This is a genomic window from Streptomyces rectiverticillatus, from assembly GCF_013394065.1.
Taxonomy (GTDB): Bacteria; Actinomycetota; Actinomycetes; order Streptomycetales; family Streptomycetaceae; genus Streptomyces; species Streptomyces rectiverticillatus.
In genome coordinates this window covers 4,528,910-4,548,901 of record NZ_CP040752.1, presented here as the reverse complement: position 1 = coordinate 4,548,901, position 19,992 = coordinate 4,528,910, and the positions used below count along the sequence as shown (strand labels likewise).

At 73.4% G+C, this 19,992-nt stretch carries 16 protein-coding genes; 2 read left to right on the top strand and 14 right to left on the bottom strand.

What is annotated here, in order from left to right; all coding sequences use genetic code 11:
* Positions 1 to 38: 38 nt before the first annotated feature.
* From FGW37_RS19895 to FGW37_RS19845, 11 genes are all read right to left on the bottom strand, one after another.
* Positions 39 to 1,154: a quaternary amine ABC transporter ATP-binding protein gene (locus FGW37_RS19895; protein ID WP_179082286.1), complete on the bottom strand. Its 1,116-nt coding sequence runs from the start codon at positions 1,152 to 1,154 to the stop codon at positions 39 to 41.
* Positions 1,151 to 2,713, bottom strand: coding sequence for a GMC family oxidoreductase (locus tag FGW37_RS19890; protein ID WP_179082285.1), 1,563 nt, complete (start codon positions 2,711 to 2,713; stop codon positions 1,151 to 1,153). Before FGW37_RS19890 ends, FGW37_RS19895 begins: the two co-directional genes overlap by 4 nt.
* 52 nt (positions 2,714 to 2,765) lie before the next feature.
* Positions 2,766 to 4,274 carry an aldehyde dehydrogenase family protein gene (locus FGW37_RS19885; protein ID WP_179082284.1) on the bottom strand — a complete coding sequence of 503 codons (1,509 nt, stop codon included), beginning with the start codon at positions 4,272 to 4,274 and terminating at the stop codon, positions 2,766 to 2,768.
* 126 nt (positions 4,275 to 4,400) lie between these two features.
* Positions 4,401 to 5,447, bottom strand: a complete 1,047-nt coding sequence (locus FGW37_RS19880) for a hypothetical protein (RefSeq protein ID WP_179082283.1) — start codon at positions 5,445 to 5,447, stop codon at positions 4,401 to 4,403.
* Positions 5,448 to 5,460: 13 nt separating this feature from the next.
* Complete coding sequence (locus tag FGW37_RS19875; RefSeq protein ID WP_179082282.1) at positions 5,461 to 6,039, bottom strand: hypothetical protein; 579 nt, start codon at positions 6,037 to 6,039, stop codon at positions 5,461 to 5,463.
* Entirely contained in the window at positions 6,036 to 7,628 is a 1,593-nt protein-coding gene (locus tag FGW37_RS19870; RefSeq protein ID WP_179082281.1) for a hypothetical protein, read from the bottom strand. Before FGW37_RS19870 ends, FGW37_RS19875 begins: the two co-directional genes overlap by 4 nt.
* A 327-nt stretch (positions 7,629 to 7,955) precedes the next feature.
* Complete coding sequence (locus tag FGW37_RS19865; protein ID WP_179082280.1) at positions 7,956 to 8,945, bottom strand: malate dehydrogenase; 990 nt, start codon at positions 8,943 to 8,945, stop codon at positions 7,956 to 7,958.
* 180 nt (positions 8,946 to 9,125) lie between these two features.
* Positions 9,126 to 10,331 (bottom strand): XRE family transcriptional regulator, encoded by a 1,206-nt coding sequence (locus FGW37_RS19860; protein ID WP_179082279.1) that lies wholly within the window; start codon positions 10,329 to 10,331, stop codon positions 9,126 to 9,128.
* A 365-nt stretch (positions 10,332 to 10,696) separates the two neighbouring features.
* Positions 10,697 to 11,923, bottom strand: coding sequence for an NADP-dependent isocitrate dehydrogenase (locus FGW37_RS19855; RefSeq protein WP_179082278.1), 1,227 nt, complete (start codon positions 11,921 to 11,923; stop codon positions 10,697 to 10,699).
* 169 nt (positions 11,924 to 12,092) lie between these two features.
* The gene (locus FGW37_RS19850; protein WP_179082277.1) at positions 12,093 to 12,536 is read right to left on the bottom strand and encodes a DUF3017 domain-containing protein; all 444 of its coding nucleotides are present in this window, start codon (positions 12,534 to 12,536) and stop codon (positions 12,093 to 12,095) included.
* Entirely contained in the window at positions 12,526 to 13,395 is an 870-nt protein-coding gene (locus FGW37_RS19845; RefSeq protein ID WP_179082276.1) for a bifunctional methylenetetrahydrofolate dehydrogenase/methenyltetrahydrofolate cyclohydrolase, read from the bottom strand. The genes FGW37_RS19850 and FGW37_RS19845 overlap by 11 nt, the downstream gene beginning before the upstream one ends.
* Positions 13,396 to 13,645: 250 nt before the next feature.
* On the opposite strand from FGW37_RS19845, the gene FGW37_RS19840 reads away from it, so the two are divergent.
* The gene (locus FGW37_RS19840; protein ID WP_179082275.1) at positions 13,646 to 14,248 is read left to right on the top strand and encodes a hypothetical protein; all 603 of its coding nucleotides are present in this window, start codon (positions 13,646 to 13,648) and stop codon (positions 14,246 to 14,248) included.
* A gap of 100 nt (positions 14,249 to 14,348) precedes the next feature.
* Here FGW37_RS19840 and purH read toward each other — a convergent pair whose 3' ends face one another.
* A complete protein-coding gene (gene purH / locus FGW37_RS19835) occupies positions 14,349 to 15,899 on the bottom strand; it encodes a bifunctional phosphoribosylaminoimidazolecarboxamide formyltransferase/IMP cyclohydrolase (protein ID WP_179084797.1) in 1,551 nt (516 codons plus the stop codon).
* Between the two features lie 11 nt (positions 15,900 to 15,910).
* On the bottom strand, positions 15,911 to 16,543 hold the full coding sequence (purN, locus tag FGW37_RS19830) for a phosphoribosylglycinamide formyltransferase (RefSeq protein WP_179082274.1): 633 nt from the start codon (positions 16,541 to 16,543) through the stop codon (positions 15,911 to 15,913).
* A gap of 358 nt (positions 16,544 to 16,901) precedes the next feature.
* Between purN and FGW37_RS19825 the strand changes: the two genes are divergently transcribed.
* Positions 16,902 to 17,720 (top strand): hypothetical protein, encoded by an 819-nt coding sequence (locus tag FGW37_RS19825; protein WP_179082273.1) that lies wholly within the window; start codon positions 16,902 to 16,904, stop codon positions 17,718 to 17,720.
* Positions 17,721 to 17,836: 116 nt separating this feature from the next.
* On the opposite strand, the gene FGW37_RS19820 is transcribed toward FGW37_RS19825, so the two are convergent.
* A complete protein-coding gene (locus FGW37_RS19820) occupies positions 17,837 to 19,957 on the bottom strand; it encodes a cell division protein PerM (RefSeq protein ID WP_179082272.1) in 2,121 nt (706 codons plus the stop codon).
* Positions 19,958 to 19,992: the final 35 nt, after the last annotated feature.

The window sequence follows — 19,992 nt, the reverse complement described above, 5'->3', positions numbered from 1 at the left end:
TTGGGGACGGCCGGTCAGAGCCGTCGGGGATTGTGCGTTCATGCCGCCGCCCTCCGCGAGGAGTCCAGGCCCGCGACCACGCCCAGCAGGCTCCGGTGGTCGACGACGCCGACGCAGCGGCCGCCGTCGACGACGCGGGCCCAGGTGCCCGTGCGCGCGACCGTCTCGATCGCTTCCGCGACGGTCGTCGTGGGGGCGAGGGACTCGCCCGACTCCGACTCGCCCGCGGCGGCGGGCCGCATGGCGCGCCGGACGGTGAGGACCTGTTCGCGCGGGACGTCCCGCACGAAGTCGCGGACGTAGTCGTCCGCCGGGGAGCCCACGATCTCCTCCGGCGTGCCGCACTGCACGACGCGGCCGTCGCGCATCAGGGCGATCCGGTCGCCGAGGCGCAGCGCCTCGGACAGGTCGTGGGTGATGAAGACCATCGTGCGGCCCTCGTCGCGGTGCAGGCGGACGACCTCTTCCTGCATGTCGCGGCGGATGAGCGGGTCGAGGGCGCTGAACGGCTCGTCGAACAGGAGGACTTCGGGGTCGGCGGCGAGGGCGCGGGCGAGGCCCACGCGCTGCTGCTGGCCGCCGGAGAGCTGGCCGGGGCGGCGGGCCTCCATGCCCGCGAGGCCGACCTTCTCCACCATCTCGGCGGCCTTGGCGCGGCGTTCGGCCTTGCCGACGCCCTGGATCTCCAGGCCGTAGGCGACGTTGTCGAGGACGGAGCGGTGCGGGAGCAGCCCGAAGTGCTGGAAGACCATGGCCGCGCGGTGGCGGCGCAGCTCGCGCAGGGCGCCCTTGTCCATGCCGCACACGTCCTCGCCGTCGATGGCGATGGTGCCGGAGGTCGGCTCGATGAGCCGGGTCAGGCAGCGGACGAGCGTGGACTTGCCGGAGCCGGAGAGGCCCATGACGACGAAGACCTCGCCCTGGCGGACGTCGAAGGAGACGTCGCGGACGGCCACGGTGCAGCCGCTCCGCTCGCGCAGCTCCTCGGCGGAGAGGGCGGCGAGGTCACTGCCGGGGACGCGGTCGGCCTTCGGCCCGAAGACCTTCCACAGGTTGCGGACGCTGAAGACGGCCGGCGCGTCGGCCGCGGCCTGCGGCGCGCCCTCGGGCGTCCGCTCCGTGGGTGCGCCGGTGCCGGCGCCGGTGCCGTTCATCGGGAGTCACCCCCGGTGCCGGGGCCTGCTACAAGCATCTCCGCGCACTTCTCTCCCACCATCAGGACTCCGATCATCGGGTTCACGGCGGGCATCGTCGGGAAGACGGACGCATCCGCGATGCGGATGTTCGTCAGGCCGCGAATCCGCAGCTCGGGGTCGACCACGGCGAGGGCGTCGTCGGCGTCGCCCATCCGGCAGGTGCCGGCGGGGTGGTAGACGGTGTGCGCGGCCTTGCGGACGAGTTCGCTGATCTCGGCGTCGTCGGTGACCTCGGGCCCGGGGAAGACCTCGCGCTTGAGCCACTTCTTGAACGGCTCGGCCCGGGCGACCTCGCGGGCGAGCTTGATGCCGTCGACGAGGGTGCGGCCGTCGTAGTCCTCCTCGTCCTCGAAGTATCGGAAGTCGAGGGCGGGCTTGACCTCGGGGTCCGCGGAGGTGAGGTAGAGGCGGCCGCGGGCGCGGGACTTGGGGATGTTGGGGGTCATGGACACGCCGTGCTCGGGGCGTTCGTAGCCCAGTCGCTCGGGGTTGTCCGTGAAGGGGATTTGGTAGAAGTGGAACATCAGGTCCGGGCCCTGGTGCTCCGGGTCCCGCTTGACGAACAGGCCCGCGTCGGAGTCCATCGCGGAGTTGCCCGGGATGGGGCCTTCGGTCTCCCAGACGATGACCGACTCGGGGTGGTCGATGAGGTTCTCGCCGACGCCCGGCAGGTCGAGCACGCAGGGTATGCCGAGTGCTTCGAGGTCCTTCTTCGGGCCGATGCCGGAGTGCATCAGCAGCCGGGGGGTGTCGACGGCGCCGGCGCACACCAGCACCTCGCGGCCGGCCTCGACGTAGATCTCCTCGCCGTCCTTGGTGCGGACGTGCACGCCCTTGGCGCGGGTGCCCTCCAGCTCCAGCTTGTGGGCCCAGGTCTCCAGCATCAGGCGGAGGTTGGGCCGGTCGCCGGCCTCCATGTGGGGGTGGAGGTAGGCGACGGAGGCGGAGGAACGCTTGTTGTTCTCCGGGTGGTAGGCGAGGTCGAAGAAGCCGACGCCCTCGTCGAAGGGCTTGTCGTTGAAGCCGGTGACCTCGGGGACGCCGAGCGCCGTCTTGACGGCCTCGATCCAATCGGAGGCGATGGCGTTCTGGTCCTTCTTGGCGACCCGCACGATGTTGTTGCGGAGCTTGCCGAAGTAGGGGTCCATGTCCTTCGCGCCCCAGCCTGCGGCGCCCGCGGCCTCCCACTCGTCCCAGTCGGAGGGCAGGGGCTTGAAGGAGATGAGGGTGTTGTGCGAGGAGCAGCCGCCCAGCACCTTGGCGCGGCTGTGCAGGATGTGCGAGTTGCCGCGGGGCTGTTCCGTGGTGGTGTACTCGTAGTCCAGCTCGCCGCCGAGCAGGCCGAGCCACTTGCGCAGCGTCAGCACGTCCTCGCGGTCGATGTCGGACGGGCCGCCTTCGATGACGACGACGGAGGTCCCGGGGTCCTCCGCGAGGCGGGAGGCGATGACCGAACCGGCGGTGCCTCCGCCGACGACGACGTAGTCGGCCGTGATCTTCTGGGCTACGGGGGGCATGGGGGTACTCCTCGGGGCAGGGAAGGTTCTTCGCTTACGGAATGAGGCTGGCTCAGCCGGCGAACCAGCGCACCGGCTCGGGTGCGAGGTTCTGGTAAATGTGCTTGGCCTCGCGGTATTCGGCCAGGCCCGCGGGGCCGAGCTCGCGGCCGATGCCGGACTTGCCGAATCCGCCCCACTCCGCCTGCGGCAGGTAGGGGTGGAAGTCGTTGATCCAGACGGTGCCGTGGCGCAGCCGGCCGGCGACGCGGCGGGCGCGGCCCGCGTCCTTCGTCCACACGGCGCCCGCGAGGCCGTACTCGGTGTCGTTGGCCAGGGCCACGGCCTCGTCCTCGGTGCGGAAGACCTCGACGGTGAGGATCGGGCCGAAGGTCTCCTCGCGGACGACCTTCATCGCGCGGTGGCAGTGGTCGAGGACGGTCGGCGCGAAGAAGTAACCGCCCGCCGGGCGCACCGCGTCCGGCTCGGGCTGGGCGCCGCCGCAGCGCAGCGTCGCACCCTCGGCCAGGGCGGAGGCGACGTACGCCTCGGTCTTGTCGAGCTGCTGCGCGGAGACCAGCGGGCCGCACTCGACGCCGTCCTCGGTGCCGCGGCCGAGACGGATCTTCGTGGCGCGGCGGGCGAGTTCGGCGACGAAGCGGTCGCGGACGGACTCCTCGATGATGAGGCGGGAGCCGGCCGAGCAGACCTGGCCGCTGTGGATGAACGCGGCGTTGAGGGCCTGGTCGACGGCGGTGTCGAAGTCCTCGTCGGTGGCGCAGGCGTCGGCGAAGACCACGTTGGGGTTCTTGCCGCCGAGTTCGAGGGCGACCTTCTTCACGGTGGGCGCCGCGGCCTGCATCACCTTGGTGCCGGAGGCGAGGCCGCCGGTGAAGGAGACGAGGTCGACGTCGGGGTGCTCGGACAGGCGGGCGCCGACGGGGTCGCCCGCGCCGGTGACGAGGTTGCCGACGCCGTCCGGGAGACCCGCCTCGGCCAGCAGCTTCATCAGCAGCACGGTGGACAGCGGGGTGACCTCGCTGGGCTTGATGACGAAGGTGTTGCCCGCCGCCAGCGCGGGGGCGACCTTCCAGCTGGCCTGCAGCAGTGGGTAGTTCCAGGGAGTGATCAGCGCGCAGACGCCGACCGGCTCGTGGACGACGACGCTGTGCACGGTGTCCGAGCCCGCGTCGACGACGCGCCCGCCGCCCTCGTTCACGACGAGGTCGGCGAAGTAGCGGAAGGCGTCGGTCACGCAGTCGACGTCGGTGCGGCCCTCTTCGAGGGTCTTGCCGGTGTCCCGGCTCTCGGTCAGCGCGATCTCCTCGCGGTCGCGCTGGAGGAGGTCCGCGACGCGGCGCAGCAGCGCCGCCCGCTCGGCCACGGGCGTCCGCGGCCAGACGCCCTGCCCGCCGTCGAAGGCGCGGCGGGCCGCGGCGACGGCGGCGTCCGTGTCGTCGGCGCCGCCCTCGGAGACCACGGCGAGGGTCTTGGCGTCCGCGGGGTCGAGCACCTCCCGCTGGGCACCGGACGCGGCGGCGCGCCACACCCCGTCGACGTGGATGGTCTCGGCTGACGACATGTCTTCTCTGCCTTCCGGTTCCTGGTCTATCCCGCTGCCGCCGGGCAGGACGCTCGGGCGGCAACGGGACGCGCCTAACCAAAAGGCGAAAAGCTATGCCTCTTTCTTTACAAAGAGTGACACGGGTCACTGAGTGTCGCTGCCGCCACCGCTGCTCACGCAGTAACCGGAGGGGCAGAACGAACCCAGCAGCACCCGGTAGATCTCCCGGTGCTCGGACCACTCGTCGGCCGGCCCTGCGACCAGCAGCGCGTACTGCCGCCGGTCGGGCCCGGTGAACGCCCGGTCGACGATGCGGCGCACGGTGCCGTCGGGCCTGACATAGGTGTACTCCAGCTCCGCCGCGTCGGACGAGGGGCCGCCCACCGTGGTCAGGCCCAGCTTGCGGTACCCCCTGTTTCCGGACACCGCCCGCTCGGTCTCCTCCAGGGCCGCGTAGGGCGTCGGCTCGGGGCCCGCCAGGGTGAACACCTGGATCAGGCTGTTGCCGTCCGCCCGCTTGAAGAAGACGCTGGCGCCCTCCGTGGTGCGCTCCCACCCCTGCGGGACGTCCGCGCGGAAGCCGGACACGTCCTCCGTGCGGCGGAAGCCGGGCGGGGCGTCCCGGGTGGAGCCCTGACCGGACCCCGGTCCGGATCCGGGTCCGGATCCCGAGCCGGAGAAGGAGCCGGGCGGGGCGCTCGGGCTGTAGCCGCCGCTGCCGTAGCCCGTGGCGCCGGCGGTGAAGCCGCCGGTGAATCCGCCGGTGGTCCCGCTGGTCGCCCCGCCTGTCGTTCCCGTGGTGCCCGTGGTGCCTGTGGTGCCGGAGATGCTGCCGTACGACGGGCCCGGGCTCGGCAGGACGCCCGCGCTCGCGCTGGGCGACGCGCCGCCCGAGCCGCCCGCGCCCGTATCACCGCCGTCGTCCCGCATCAGGGCCCAGGCGCCGACGCCCAGGCCGCCCATGAGGACCACCCCGGCCAGCGCACCGGCCAGGATCGCCGCGTGCGACGGCCCCTCGGGCAGGCCCTCCGGCGGCCCGGGGAGCAGGTGGACCTCGGGCTCGTCGGGGTCGTGGGGGTGGTCGTGGAGGCTGTCGTGGTCGTCCGCGGCGTCCCCTCGTGCGGCGTGCGGTCGCCGTCCGGGCGGGTCGTCCTCCACCCACTGCTGGAGATCCGCGTCCCAGCGGCTCATGTGCCCCGCCCCCTCACGCCAGCAGCCGGCCGGCCGCCTCGGCGACCGTGGCCGCCGAGGCCAGGCCGCCGGCGGCCGTGGTTCCGCTGCTCAGCAGGGCCCGCAGCCGCACCAGACGGCCGCGGTGCGTGCGGCCGGTGCGGCGGGCCTCGTCCTCCAGGCCGGCGAGCTCGTCGCCGACCGCGTCGACGCCGTCACCCTCGGCCCGTACGAGCAGGGGCAGTTGGCGGCGCAGCTCCGCGACGGCCTCCAGCAGCTCGGGCGGCACGGCGAGCGCCTCCCGGGAGGAGTCGACGGCCCGGGCCTGCCGGCCCGCGGCGACGGCGCCTCCCGACAGCTCGCCGACCGCGACGCCACCGTGGCCGGGCGCCTCCGCCGGCACGGGGGCTAAGCCGGTGCCGGGGTGAGCGTCCCGGCCGTCCCGCTCGGCGTGATTCCCGGCCCGCTCTGTGCGGCTTTCGGCCTGCGCGCGGTCCCCGGCGGCCACAGCGCCGCCCGTCATCCGGCCGATGGCGATGCCGCCTCCGCTGCCGGCACCGCCGCCGACTCCACTGCCGACTCCACTGCCGCCGTCCTGCTTGCGATCCGTCATGATCCCCCGTCCTTCGTGGTGTTCTTCGCCTGGGCACCGCTGCCCACGGCCACGGCGCCGCCGCTCATCGAGCCGATGAAGACGCCGCCCTCGCTGACCTGCACGATCTGCTGCTCGAACTGGTCGGTTTCATAGCCCTGGGAGCGCAGTGCGTCCCGTACGCCGCTCGCGATCCGGTCCTGGACCGTCTTCACGTAGCGGCTGATGTCCATCTCCTGGAACAGCGAGACGGAGTGCACCCCGGCGATCTCCCGCACCGAGCCCGCGGGACCGTCCGGGACCGCGCGGCGCGGGTCGGCCAGCCACGTGCGGAAACCGGCGACGGCCGTGCGGACCGCCGAGACGGCGGAAGCGAACCCGGCCGCGGGCGCGGTCAGCAGGGCGCGGACGCCGTCGCGCAGGATGTCGTCCTCGCCGCGGGCGGCGATCACGTCGACCGCGCGGAACTCCGGCTTGACCGGCTTGAGCACGTGCGGCACGACCTCCAGCACCAGCATGCCGCCCTGGGTGTGCACCCTGACCAGCACGGAGACGACGACCTGCTCGTCCCAGGCGCCGACGCGGACCCGCAGGAAGTAGCGGCGGGCCTCGCCGCCCTCGTCCACGGCGTCCCGCAGGTGCTGCCGGACGACGGGCGCGTCGTAGCGGACCTCGGGCCGGGGCGGGCCCACGGGCAGGTAGACGAACTCCTCGATCTCCAGGTCCTTCAGCCGGTCGCGGCTGGTCGCGGCGGCGGAGTCGCGCAGCGCCTCCAGGCGGGGCCGGATCAGGTCCACGACGGCGCGGGCGGTGAACGGCGGCCGCGCACCGCCGTTGCCGCCGTCCCGGGGCTTGAGCTCCAGGACGAGCGACCACGGCTCGTGCGGGCGGCCCATGCCGAGGAACGGGCGGGAGGGGTCGTAGATGGTCAGCCCCGCGTACTGCTCGCGGTCGATCGTCGCCGCGATACGGCGGTGGTGGCGCGAGCGCGGCACCGCGCGGGGGTGGTGGGCGAAGGCCTCCCGGCCGAGCTCCAGGCGCATGACGGAGGCGACGCGCGAGCGGTGCATCCACACGGGCAGCACGAGGAGCAGCGGGAAGAGCAGGGACGCCCAGTTGTCCGCGCCCTCGAACAGGGCGACCAGGGCCATGCCCCAGTAGGAGAGTTGCAGCACGGGCGGTCCGACGGCCCGCAGGGCGCGCAGCGAGGTCCGCCCCTTGACGGCTTCGCGCAGGGTCTTGTTGTCGACCGCATAGACGGCGCTCCCGCGCCCGGCGGCCGCCTGCCCGATCCACTGCACTACGCAGACCGCGGCGTAGAGGACGGCCCAGGGGATCTCCGTCTCGGGGTCGATGCCCGCGTCGGTCGCGAACCCGACGGCGAAGAACGCGGCCCACAAGCAGGCCAGCAGCACCGCCGTGAGCACGTCCTGCGCACGCGCCCGCAGCGCGTGGGTGAGCACCGGCACGACGTCGACGCCGAGCGACGGCGCGATCGGCCGCTCCTCGTGCTCCACCAGCTCTTCGACGACGCGCCGGCGGAAGTCGAGATCGAGATACGCCCCCGCACAGAGCAGGCGGGTGGCTTCGCTCCGCGAGTCGGGCCGCACGTCGGGCCTACCGGTACCGGCCGTTCTCGCGGACCCGGTCGATGTGGCCTGATCGGTTCTTGCGGATCCGGCGGATAAGGTCATTGACTCTCCGATCGTCGAACTCACCTGCGAATATGCAGGAGTTGACGGATTTTCGGAGAACTCACAATAAGCCAATCCGCTGCCCGTAGACCCCACTTGCACTCGGATAGCGGACCGAAAACCGACCCCGTACGGGTTCACGACCGCACGTCAGTACGGAAAAACGGGAGTGCCCCGGCGGCAACAGCCGCCGGGGCACTCCCGTCGAAGGATGCGGGTTCCGGGGATCCGGAGATCCGTGGATCAGATGAGGCCGAGGGCGCGGACCGCGTCGCGCTCCTCCGACAGCTCCTGGACCGAGGCGTCGATGCGGCCGCGGGAGAAGTCGTTGATCTCCAGGCCCTGGACGATCTCGTACTTGCCGTCCTTGCAGGTGACCGGGAAGGAGGAGATGAGGCCCTCGGGGACGCCGTAGGAGCCGTCCGACGGGATGCCCATGGAGGTCCAGTCGCCCTCGGCGGTGCCGTTGACCCAGGTGTGGACGTGGTCGACGGCGGCGTTGGCGGCCGAGGCGGCCGAGGACGCGCCGCGGGCCTCGATGATCGCCGCGCCGCGCTTGGCGACGGTCGGGATGAAGGTGTCCGCGAGCCAGGCCTCGTCGCTCACGATCTCGGCGGCGTTCTTGCCGGCGATCTCCGCGTGGAAGATGTCCGGGTACTGGGTGGCCGAGTGGTTGCCCCAGATCGTCAGGCGCTTGATGTCGGCGACGGACGAGCCGGTCTTCTGGGCCAGCTGCGTGAGGGCGCGGTTGTGGTCCAGGCGGGTCATCGCGGTGAAGCGCTCGGCCGGGACGTCCGGCGCGGCGGCCTGGGCGATGAGGGCGTTGGTGTTGGCCGGGTTGCCCACGACGAGGACCTTGATGTCGTCCGCGGCGTGGTCGTTGATGGCCTTGCCCTGCGGCTTGAAGATGCCGCCGTTGGCCTCCAGCAGGTCACCGCGCTCCATGCCCTTGGTGCGCGGGCGGGCGCCGACCAGCAGCGCGACGTTCGCACCCGCGAAGCCGACGTTCGGGTCGTCGGTGATGTCGATGCCGCGGAGCAGCGGGAAGGCGCAGTCGTCGAGCTCCATGGCGGTGCCCTCGGCGGCCTTCAGGCCCTGCGGGATCTCCAGCAGGCGCAGCTTGACCGGCACGTCGGCGCCGAGGAGCTGACCGGAGGCGATGCGGAAGAGCAGCGCGTAGCCGATCTGGCCGGCTGCACCGGTGACGGTGACATTGACGGGAGTGCGGGTCATGGCGATCTCCTGCTGCGAACTGGGGTTGGGTGTCCCTGCCCATGAGTGAGGATCTCTCTCGGTATCAAGAGATCCGGCGTCAGGCTATCCGACCCGGCCCGCTCCGAACCCCCGCCCCCGTGTGGGACGCCTCACCGTGCCGCGCCCGGCGCCGCGGCCGGCGCCGCGGCCGCCCGGCGCTCACCCGGCCGGGGCGGAGGCGGCGCGGGCCACCGTGCACCCCTTGGGCCCCGCGGTCAGCGCCGCGCAGGCCTTGGCCTTGCCCGGCTCGGACACCGCGACCATCGGGGTGTAGCCGTCGGCGTCGCGCACCACCCGGCCGGACTCCGAACGGGCGGGCACGCCGCCGTCCGCGGCCGCGTCTATCCGGACGGCGTCGCCCGGGGCCGCCTGCGTTATCCGCGCCCACGCCGCGCCGCACACCTGGCTGTAGCGGACCTCGACGTAGGACGTGCCGACGGTCGCGGACCCGGCCGTCGTCGCCCGGCCGCCGCCGCAGCCCATGGCCTCGGGGTCCTTGCCGCTGCACTCGGCGCCCGCGCACTTGACGCCGGCGGGCAGGACGACGGAGGGCGAGGCGAGCGGCGGGGCACTGCCGGAGCCCCCGCCCGTGCCCTCGCCGACGCCCAGCAGCAGTACGACCGCCGCGACGACGAGGAGGGCGCCCACCACGCCCGTGACGAAGAGGGCCGCGCGGCGGCGGGGCGCCGGGCCGTCGGCCGGGATGGCGTTGGCCCGGTAGTCGGGCGGCCGGGGCGAGCCCGGGACGGGTGGGCGCGGGGCCGGCCCTGAGGGGCCCGCGGCTCCGGTGGGACCGGGAGCTCCGGCAGGACCGGGGGCTCGGCCAGTGCCCGGGGCTCGGGCAGGGGCCGGGGACCCGGCGGGGCTTGCGGCCCGGCTCTCCTCCGTGACCGCCGCCCGGCGCGCCGCCTCGTGGCAGAGCGGCTCCGAGACCACCGCCCCCGGCCGGCCACCGGCCATGACGGACTGCGGGGCCGCCTCGGCGGAGACCTCCGCGGAGACCGCCGCGGAGGCCTGCGGCGGGCCGAACTCTCCCAGCGCGGCCCGCGCCCGGGCGATCCGGGCCGACTCCACGGTGGAGTCGTGCCGCAGCTCGCTGCGGCTCCACGCCCGCTCGGCGAGCTCCCACATCGTGCTCAGGTGGACCACGTCGGTCCCGGTCGCCTCGGCCAGCGCCTCGGCGGCCCCCAGCGGCGGCAGCAGCCGCCCGCCGAGATAGCGCTCCCACGACGTCTTGCTGTAACCCGTGCGGTCCGCGACGGCGCCGATGCTCAGCCCGCTGCGCTCCACGAGTCTGCGCAGCTGTTCGGTGAATTCGCGCACTTCCGGGTCGAGTTCCTCCGGTAGCGCCCTCCAACGAGGCATTGCACTCCCCTGTCCCCCGATGTCTGCGGTGCTCTTCCCGTGCCGTGACCCATTTCCGTGACGTACGTGCCGCGGCGCCCCTTCCGCAGCCTCGGTGCTGGCTACCCAGGGGGATGCCGCAATCCAGCATGGCAGTTCCCACAGGCGGGGCGCATCGTGGCATTTGGGTTAATCAGGATCCCGCCACGCGCCCTTGTCGCATCTGCTGCACAACTGATACGCGACGGCGAACTCGTCGCAGAACCGTCACCCCCCGGCCACAGCAGGCTTGAAGATCTTGAAGCCTTAACTCGCGATCATGAAACTCGTCTGCGGGGCGGTGGCCGGTCCCCCCACGGGGGTGGAGGACCGGCCACCGCGGCCGCTCACACGACCGCGGGCGCCAGCTTCGCGCGCAGGTTCGCCTCGACGGCCGTGAGGAACTCCTCGGTGGTCAGCCAAGGGGTCTCGGCACCGACCAGCAGCGCCAGGTCCTTGGTCATCCGCCCGGCCTCGACGGTCTCGACGCATACCCGCTCCAGCGTCTGCGCGAACGCGACGACCTCGGGCGTGCCGTCCAGCCCGCCGCGGTGAGCCAGGGCCCGGGCCCAGGCGAAGACCGAGGCGATCGGGTTGGTCGAGGTCGCCTTGCCCTGCTGGTGGCGGCGGTAGTGGCGGGTGACGGTGCCGTGCGCGGCCTCGGCCTCCAGCGTGCGGCCGTCGGGCGACATGAGGACCGAGGTCATCAGGCCGAGCGAGCCGAAGCCCTGGGCGACGGCGTCGGACTGGACGTCGCCGTCGTAGTTCTTGCAGGCCCAGACGTAGCCGCCGGAGGACTTCAGCGCGGTCGCCACCATGTCGTCGATGAGGCGGTGCTCGTACGTCAGCCCGGCCCGGTCGAAGTCCGGCTTGAACTCGGCGTCGAAGACCTCCTGGAAGAGGTCCTTGAACCGGCCGTCGTACTTCTTCAGGATCGTGTTCTTGGTGGACAGGTAGACCGGGTAGCCGCGGTCCAGGCCGTAGCGGAACGAGGCGCGCGCGAAGTCGCGGACCGACGCGTCCAGGTTGTACATGGCCAGGGCGACGCCGGGGCCCGGGAACTCGCAGACCTCCAGCTCCAGCGGCTCGGAGCCGTCCTTCGGGGTGAAGGTCAGGGTCAGGGTGCCCGCGCCGGGGATCTTCAGGTCGGTCGCGCGGTACTGGTCGCCGAAGGCGTGACGGCCGACGACGATGGGCTTCGTCCAGCCGGGGACGAGCCTCGGCACGTTCGCCATGATGATCGGCTCGCGGAAGATCACCCCGCCGAGGATGTTGCGGATGGTGCCGTTGGGCGAGGGGTACATCGCCTTGAGGCCGAACTCCTCGACCCGCGCCTCGTCCGGCGTGATCGTCGCGCACTTCACGCCGGCGCCGTACTGCGAAATGGCGTGCGCGGCGTCGACGGTCACCTGGTCGCCGGTGGCGTCGCGGTTCTCGATGCCCAGGTCGAAGTACTTCAGCTCGAGGTCGAGGTGGGGCAGGATCAGCCGGTCCTTGATGAACCGCCAGATGATCCGGGTCATCTCGTCGCCGTCGAGCTCGACGACCGGGCCGACTACCTTGATCTTGGCCATGACGGGGAACGTCCCTCTCGCGGGCAGCACCGGCCCCTTCCCGCCCTGCGGGGCAGGAAAGGGATCACCTCGTCATCAAGCTACTCGAAATCGGGCAAAGCTGGTCGAGTCCGGGCCGTGGAGTCGGATCCGGAACGGCGGAGCCGGATCCGGACCGTGAAAGCCGGATCTAGACCGTGAAGTGGAGGATGTCCTCCAGGAACGGCACCTTCAGCCACGGGTGCGGCTGCGCCATCAGGGACAGCAGCAGGATCGCCCCGCCCAGCCCGCCGTACGTGATCATGTCCGTGAACCGCGAGCGCACGGCCAGCATGCCCACGGACGGCAGGGCCCAGCGCAGCACCGCGCCGCCGACCATCGCCAGCCCGATCAGCAGCGTCCCGACCCGGAACGCGTCGAAGGCGACGATCAGCAGCCCGAGCCCCGTCACGCCCATGACCGCCAGCAGCGGCCACTGGCGCGCCGGCGCCGGGGCGTCCCCCGGGGCGGCGCGCCCGCCGCCCTCGGGGCGGGCGGTGTCGCGCGTGAGCTGGAAGCGGCGGCCCTTGCCCGCGCCCGGCTCCTTGCCCGGCTCCTTGCCCGGTCCCCTGCCCGGCTCCTCCTCAGCCCGCATTGCCGCTTCCGGCGGCACGCTCGGCGGCCTCCACCACGTTCACCAGCAGCAGGGCCCGGGTCATCGGGCCGACGCCGCCGGGGTTCGGCGAGACCCAGCCAGCGACCTTGGCGACCGCCGGGTCGACATCGCCCATGATCTTGCCCTCGCCGTCGCGGCTGACGCCGACGTCCAGCACGGCCGCGCCGGGCTTGACGTCCTCCGGCTTGATCAGGTGGCCCACGCCCGCCGCGGCGACGATGATGTCGGCCTCGCGCAGGTGCGCCGACAGGTCACGGGTGCCGGTGTGGCAGAGGGTGACCGTGGAGTTCTCGGTCCTGCGGGTCAGCAGCAGGCCGATCGAGCGGCCGACGGTGATGCCGCGGCCCACGACCACGACGTGCTTGCCGTTGAGCTCGACGTCGTGGCGGCGCAGCAGCTCGATGATGCCGTTGGGGGTGCAGGGCAGCGGGCCGGTCTCGTTCAGCACCAGGCGGCCGAGGCTCATCGGGTGCAGGCCGTCGGCGTCCTTGGCCGGGTCCATCAGCTCCAGGACGCGGTTGGTGTCGATGCCCTTGGGGAGGGGGAGTTGGACGATGTAACCGGTGCAGTCGGGGTTGTCGTTGAGCTCCTGGACGACCGCCTCGATCTCCTCCTGGGTGGCCGTGGCCGGGAGTTCGCGCTGGATCGAGGCGATGCCGACCTCGGCGCAGTCGCGGTGCTTGCCGGCGACGTACCACTTGCTGCCGGGGTCGTCGCCGACGAGGACGGTGCCGAGACCGGGCTGCACGCCCTTGGCCTTCAGCGCCTCCACGCGCACGGTGAGTTCGGACTTGATCGCTGCTGCGGTGGCCTTGCCATCGAGAATCTGGGCGGTCATGACCCCATCCTCGCGGATGGGGCGGCCATGGTTCCAATCAGGGCGGCCCGCCGCAGGTGACGAATTCGCTTCGGTTATTCCCTGCAGCCCCCGCGGCCCCTCGGATACGGGTATCAGCTGGACAAATGTCAAAGGCCCGATAACGATGATCCGCGTGCCGCGGGTGCAAATCGGGGGCGAGCCGCTGACACAACTCTCCTCCGAATGCCTGCGCCGTCCCCGCACGACACCGACGGAGGAAATCCCCAGCATGAGCTTCGGCGATCAGAACAACCCGTACGGCGCGCCCCAGCAGGCGCCCGGTTACGGATATCCGCAGCAGCCCCAGGGCGGTCAGCCCGGCCAGCCGTACGCTGCATACCCGCAGGCGCAGGGCGGCTACGCCGGTGCGCCTGCGGGCCCGCAGGTGATGCCGGGCGTCACCAAGGCCGCGCGCATCATGCTGTACGCGATCGCCGCCGTGCACGTGATCGTCGCGGGCCTGTGCGCCGCCGCCATCGGCGCGATCAGCGACGCGAAGGAGACCCACGGGGGCGGCACCGTCACCACCGCGCAGGGCGACACCGTGGACGCCGATACGGTCTTCGACGCCGGAAAGGGCGTGTTCGCGTTCCTCGCCGCGCTGGCCGTGATCTTTGCGATCCTCGGCATCATTCTCGCGGTGCGTTACGCCAAGGGCGGCAATGGCGTCCGCGTCGGTTCGATCGTCTATGCGGCGTTCGGCATCATCAGCGGCCTGGTGTGCATCGTCTTCTACGGCGTCGGCCTCATCGGTCTGATCCTGTCGATCCTGGTGATCGTCTTCGCGGCCAAGCAGGCTTCGCAAGACTGGTTCCGCCGCCCGCGCTTCTGAGCGCCCGCACCCGCGGACCCGGAGGCCCGTACCACCGATGTGATCGGTGGTACGGGCCTCCGGCCGTTCCGGGTGGAACCGGCGGGAACTACCGGCGGGACTAGTGGAAGAAGTGGCGCGTACCCGTGAAGTACATCGCCACGCCCGCCGCCTTCGCAGCCTCCACGACCTGCTCGTCGCGGACCGAACCGCCCGGCTGCACCACGGCCTTGATGCCGGCGGCGGTCAGCACCTCCAGCCCGTCCGGGAAGGGGAAGAAGGCGTCGGAGGCGGCGTACGAGCCGCGCGCCCGCTCCTCGCCCGCCCGCTGCACCGCCAGCTTCGCGGAGTCCACGCGGTTGACCTGGCCCATGCCGACGCCGACGGTCGCGCCGTCCTTCGCCAGCAGGATCGCGTTGGACTTGACCGCACGGCAGGCGCGCCAGGCGAAGGCCAGCTCGGCCAGCTCGGCGGCGGAGAGCGCCTCGCCCGTGGCGAGCGTCCAGTTGGCCGGGTCGTCGCCCTCGGCCTGCAGCCGGTCCTTGACCTGGACCAGGACGCCGCCCTCGACGGGACGGGTCTCGCCGTGCGCCGCGGGGGCGTCGGCGCAGCGCAGCACGCGGATGTTCTTCTTGCGGGCGAGCACCTCGACGGCGCCGTCCTCGTAGGCCGGGGCGACGATGACCTCGGTGAAGATCTCGGCGACCTGCTCGGCCATGGCGACCGACACGGGGCCGTTGACGGCGATCACGCCGCCGAACGCGGACAGCGGGTCGCACTCGTGGGCCTTGCGGTGGGCCTCGGCGACGTCCGAACCGACGGCGATGCCGCACGGGTTGGCGTGCTTGATGATCGCGACGCAGGGGTCGGTGTGGTCGTACGCCGCCCGGCGGGCCGCCTCGGTGTCGACGTAGTTGTTGTAGGACATCTCCTTGCCGTGCAGCTGCTCGGCGTAGGCGAGGCCCTTGCCCGTGCCGTCCGTGTAGAGGGCGGCGGGCTGGTGCGGGTTCTCGCCGTAGCGCAGCACGTTCGCACGGGTGAAGGTGGCGCCGAAGAAGCCGGGGAAGCCGCTCTCGTCCTGCGCCGCGTAGTCGTCGGCGAACCAGCCCGCGACGGCCACGTCGTACGCGGCCGTGTGCTGGAACGCCTCCGCGGCGAGGCGCTTGCGGGCGACGAGGTCGAAGCCGCCGTCGGCGACGGCCTTGAGGACGTCCTGGTAGCGGCCGGGGTTGACCACGACGGCCACCGAGGGGTGGTTCTTGGCGGCGGCGCGGACCATCGAGGGGCCGCCGATGTCGATCTGCTCCACGCACTCGTCGGGCGAGGCGCCGGAGGCGACGGTCTCCCGGAACGGGTAGAGGTTGACGATCACCAGATCGAACGGCTCCACGCCCAGCTCGGCCAGCTGCTCGCGGTGGGAGTCCAGGCGCTGGTCGGCCAGGATGCCGGCGTGGACGCGCGGGTGGAGCGTCTTGACGCGGCCGTCCAGGCACTCGGGGAAACCGGTGAGCTCCTCGACCCGGGTGACCGGGACGCCGGCGGCGGCGATCCGGCCGGCCGTCGAGCCGGTCGAGACGAGCTCGACGCCCGCCTCGTGCAGACCGCGCGCGAGCTCCTCCAGCCCGGCCTTGTCGTAGACGCTGACCAGCGCGCGGCGGATGGGCCGCTTCATACCTTCGGCGGTCACAGGAATTTCACCTTTCGTCCCTCTATGCGGTAGCCGTTGCGGGCCAGGCGCCCCACGACCTCGACGAGCAGCTCGCGCTCGACTTCCTTGATCCGCTCGTGCAGCGCGGATTCGTCGTCCTCGTCCCGGACCTCGACCACGCCCTGGGCGATGATCGGACCGGTGTCGACGCCGTCGTCGACGAAGTGCACGGTGCACCCGGTCACCTTGACGCCGTACGCGAGCGCGTCGCGCGCGCCGTGGGCGCCGGGGAAGCTGGGCAGCAGGGCGGGGTGCGTATTGATCACGCGGCCCCCGAAGCGGGCCAGGAACTCCTTGCCCACGATCTTCATAAAACCGGCCGAGACCACGAGGTCCGGCTCGTGGGCCGCGGTGGCCTCCGTCAGCGCACGGTCCCAGGCCTCGCGCGTCGGGTGGTCCTTGACGCGGCAGACGAACGTGGGGATCCCGGCGCGCTCGGCCCGCTCCAGGCCTGCGATGCCGTCCCGGTCGGCGCCCACGGCCACGATCCGGGCGCCGTAGCCCTCCGGGTCGGCCGCGATCGCATCGAGCAGGGCCTGCAGATTGGTGCCGGAGCCGGAGACGAGGACGACGAGGCGGGCGGGGGGCGCGGGAGGCGGGGAGGCCACTGTGGGGCCCTTTCTCGCGGGCGAGCGGTGTGATGGCCGTACGGTTTGTATGGTCGTACGAGACGAGGGCGTCGCCGAATACGGGGGACTCTACGAACCCGCCGACCGCCAGCAACGATACCGGCACACCGAACGGCCCCCGCGGGACGGGGGCGCGCGCGGAAGGTAGCGTCTGGAAGCAGCGCACGGAAAAGCGCGGGCCACGTGCACAGAATCCGGGCGCGACGCCGTACGTTCGGAGTGCGGTAGGCACGGACGCCGGGGATGTGCCGTACGTCCCGGGCGTTCGGGCACACATCCTGGACGGCGCACATCCTGGGCGTGCCGGACGACGACACAAGGGGAAGACACACTCCACATGCCGGACCGACGCCGTCACGCGGCTCACCGCCTCGCGCTGCCCACCGACACCCCCGGCGGCGGTGCGATGAGGAACGCCCGCATGTCGCACGACCGCCCCACGCCGCCCTCCCCCGACGAACAGCGGGACAACCCCTTCGCGCCGCCGCCGGAGGGAGCGCCCGACCGGCCCTGGCAGCCGCGGCAGCCCCCGCAGGGACCGCACGGCCACGGGGACGGCCGGGACGGCGGCCAGGGCGACGGCTCACAGGACGGGAACGACTCCGGCGACGGGCGGCAGCAGCCCCCCGCCTGGGGCAGCCAGTGGAGCAACCGGCAGCCCGGCCGCCACGACGGCGGCTTCGGCGGCGGCCCGGGCGGCCCCTCAGGCGGCCCGGGCGGGAACGGCGGCGGCCTGCGCTGGGACCCCACGGACCCCGCCCAGCGGCGCGCCCGCTACGCCCTGCTCGCGGGCATGTGGGGCTTCTTCTTCGCCCTGTTCAGCATCCCCTACGTCGCCCTGCTGCTCGGCGCCCTCTCCCTCTACTGGGGCATCAGCGCCCTGCGCGCCAAGTCCCGGCCGCAGCGGCAGGACCCGGACACCCCGGCGGCCCCCGCCCCGGCGCCCGGCGCCTTCCGGCCGCAGACGACGGCCGCGGTCAGCGGCCTGGTGACGGGCGGGCTGGCGCTGGCCATCGTGGCGGCGACGTTCGTCTTCCAGATCGTCTACAGCGACTACTACACGTGCGTGGACGACGCCCTGACCCAGAGCTCGCAGCAGGCGTGCGAGAAGCACCTCCCGAAGCAGCTGCGGCCGCTACTGGGGACCCGGGACTGACCGGCTGACCCGGCCCGCGTCCGCGGCCGGTCGGCCCTCTCCTTCGGGGCGGGCCCGGCGGAAACTCAGCCCGTCCGGCGATTGGGGACCGGGGTCCGGGGCGGCGCCCCGCGGCGTCAGCCCCGGTCCCGGGGCGCCGCATCGTGCGGCTCGAACGCCGGCATCAGCCCGCCCCCGGAATCCCGCAGCGCAGCCCATCGCACCTGCCGCGCCCCCGTATCGTGCCAAGCCGCCGCATCCTGCCAAGCCGCCGTATCGAACGCGGGCACCCGCGGCGCCCCTCTCCCCCGCCGCCTGCTCCCCTTCGCCTTCCGGCGCCCGAACCACCCGCGCCGCGCGCCCCGCTCCTCGGCTCCGGATGACACGGACGGCCCGGACGGCCCGGACGACACTGCCGACACTGACGGCGCAGCGAGCCCGACCGGAGCGGAGCCCGCCGGGGCGCCCCGTACGGGAAGCGCCTCCACGGGGGTGGCCCCCGGCTCGGCCGACCACGCGGGCCCCGTCGCCCCGGGCCGGGCGAAGGAGAGCGTCGCCGTGTCGGCGCGCACCCCGCTCCCCGCCGCGCGGCCCGTACCCGATCCGAAGCCCAGCCAGGAGCCCACCGCGCGGGCGGCCCGGCCGCCGGTCCACCAGCGGGCGTGCGCCCGGCGCGCCTTGCGGGGCCGGTCCGCCCGCGCCGGCGGGACCCGGCGGTGGGTGCCTGCGGACAGCCGCAGGGACGGGGCCCCGGCCAGGGCGACGGCCCCCGCGCCGCGGGCCGGGGCGACGGCAGCCGCCAAGACCTCCGCCGACAGCCCACCGGCACCAGCGCCGACACCGGCACCGGCACCGGCCCCCAGGGCGATGCGCCGCCGCAGCCAGCGCAGCACGATCGCCCCGGGAACGCTCACGGCGGTCGTCCAGGCGAGCGCGGCAGCGCCCACCAGCCGCCACGAGGGCCCGAAGGTGGCGAGGACGGACGCGCCCAGGGTGCCGCCCGCCGCGTAGGTCAGCAGGGTGACGACGAGCGCGCAGAACACGGAGCCGAGCGTGGCGACGGCGACGGTCTCGCCGAGCCCCGAACGGGCCAGGTCCGCGCTGCGGCGCGGCACGGCGGCGTAGGCGACGGTGGCCCCGGCCGCGAGGCTCACCGCCGCCGAGGCCGCCAGGGGCAGCGGCTCGGCGGGGCCCGGCGTGGGGAGGATCGCGAAGAGCGGGAAGGGCGGCAGCTGCGGGTACGCGGTGATGCCGAGGGGCGCGACGACGCCGGCCGTGCCCACGGCGAAGCCCGGCCCGAGCCCGTAGGCGGAGGCCCAGACGACGGCGTTGGGCAGCAGGGCCAGGCACAGCAGCAGGACCGCGGCGCGGCCCGACCAGGCCGCGGTGATCTGCAGGAGGGACTCGCGGACGGCGCCCGCGTGGACGGCGAGGGAGGCCGCGAGGAGGACGGCGGCCCCGCCGAGCAGGACGACGGTGCCGGCGGCCCCGGCGCGCAGGGCCGCGGCCGTCCGGGCCCGGGTGAACCGGCGCCGCAGCCGAGCGGGGACGGACGCGAGGACCCGGCGCAGGACCGGCGGCGGCGCGCCGTGCGGGCGCCCCGCGGCGGCCCACATCCCGGCCGCGACGGACGCCCCCGCGACGACCGGCACGTGGAGCAGGGCGCTCAGCGGCTCGGCCCGTACCGGGCCCGAGGCGGCGTAGAGGACGGCGCCGACGGCGACGAGCAGATAGCCGCCGAGGAGGGCCGCGGCGGCCTTGCCCGGAGCGGGGCGGGGCGGGGCCTCCGCCGGGACCGGGGGCGGAGGCGGGGCCGCTGCGAGGATCTCCTCGGGCGTGAGCTCCTCGAAGGGGACGGCTTCCGGGTACGGGAAGTCGTCGTGGCCGCCGGGCGGCTCGACCGCCGGTTCCAGGGCGTGCCGCGCGGCCCGGTAGAGCAGCCAGCAGGGCAGCACGGTCAGCAGCATCGGCGTGAGGCCGATCGGGGCGGGGGCCCCGGTGAGGGTGTCCGTGCGGACGAGGTCCGCGCCGTGGGCGAGCAGCCACAGGCCGGCGGCGGAGCGCAGGGCCTCGCCCGCGCCGCCGTCCGGGTACGGCGAGGTGATCCACAGCAGCAGGACGACCACGGCCAGCGCTCCGAGCCCCAGTCCCGCGGCGATCGCCCCGCCGACGAACACCGTGCCCGCGGGGGGCGGCGCGCTCGCGGCGGGCCGGCCGGGCGCGGGCGGCGGCGGGCTGTGCTCGGCATCGTGGGTCACATGGTCATGCTGCCAAGAACACGCCTTTCGTTCGG

Coding starts and splice junctions, on each gene's coding strand:
- FGW37_RS19855 (WP_179082278.1), bottom strand. CDS start 11,923: ATGGCCAAGATCAAGGTAGTCGGCCCGGTCGTCGAGCTCGACGGCGAC.
- FGW37_RS19860 (WP_179082279.1), bottom strand. CDS start 10,331: ATGCCTCGTTGGAGGGCGCTACCGGAGGAACTCGACCCGGAAGTGCGC.
- FGW37_RS19890 (WP_179082285.1), bottom strand. CDS start 2,713: ATGCCCCCCGTAGCCCAGAAGATCACGGCCGACTACGTCGTCGTCGGC.
- FGW37_RS19840 (WP_179082275.1), top strand. CDS start 13,646: ATGAGCTTCGGCGATCAGAACAACCCGTACGGCGCGCCCCAGCAGGCG.
- FGW37_RS19865 (WP_179082280.1), bottom strand. CDS start 8,945: ATGACCCGCACTCCCGTCAATGTCACCGTCACCGGTGCAGCCGGCCAG.
- FGW37_RS19895 (WP_179082286.1), bottom strand. CDS start 1,154: ATGAACGGCACCGGCGCCGGCACCGGCGCACCCACGGAGCGGACGCCC.
- FGW37_RS19875 (WP_179082282.1), bottom strand. CDS start 6,039: ATGACGGATCGCAAGCAGGACGGCGGCAGTGGAGTCGGCAGTGGAGTC.
- FGW37_RS19885 (WP_179082284.1), bottom strand. CDS start 4,274: ATGTCGTCAGCCGAGACCATCCACGTCGACGGGGTGTGGCGCGCCGCC.
- FGW37_RS19845 (WP_179082276.1), bottom strand. CDS start 13,395: ATGACCGCCCAGATTCTCGATGGCAAGGCCACCGCAGCAGCGATCAAG.
- purH (WP_179084797.1), bottom strand. CDS start 15,899: ATGAAGCGGCCCATCCGCCGCGCGCTGGTCAGCGTCTACGACAAGGCC.
- FGW37_RS19880 (WP_179082283.1), bottom strand. CDS start 5,447: ATGAGCCGCTGGGACGCGGATCTCCAGCAGTGGGTGGAGGACGACCCG.
- FGW37_RS19825 (WP_179082273.1), top strand. CDS start 16,902: ATGCCGGACCGACGCCGTCACGCGGCTCACCGCCTCGCGCTGCCCACC.
- FGW37_RS19850 (WP_179082277.1), bottom strand. CDS start 12,536: ATGCGGGCTGAGGAGGAGCCGGGCAGGGGACCGGGCAAGGAGCCGGGC.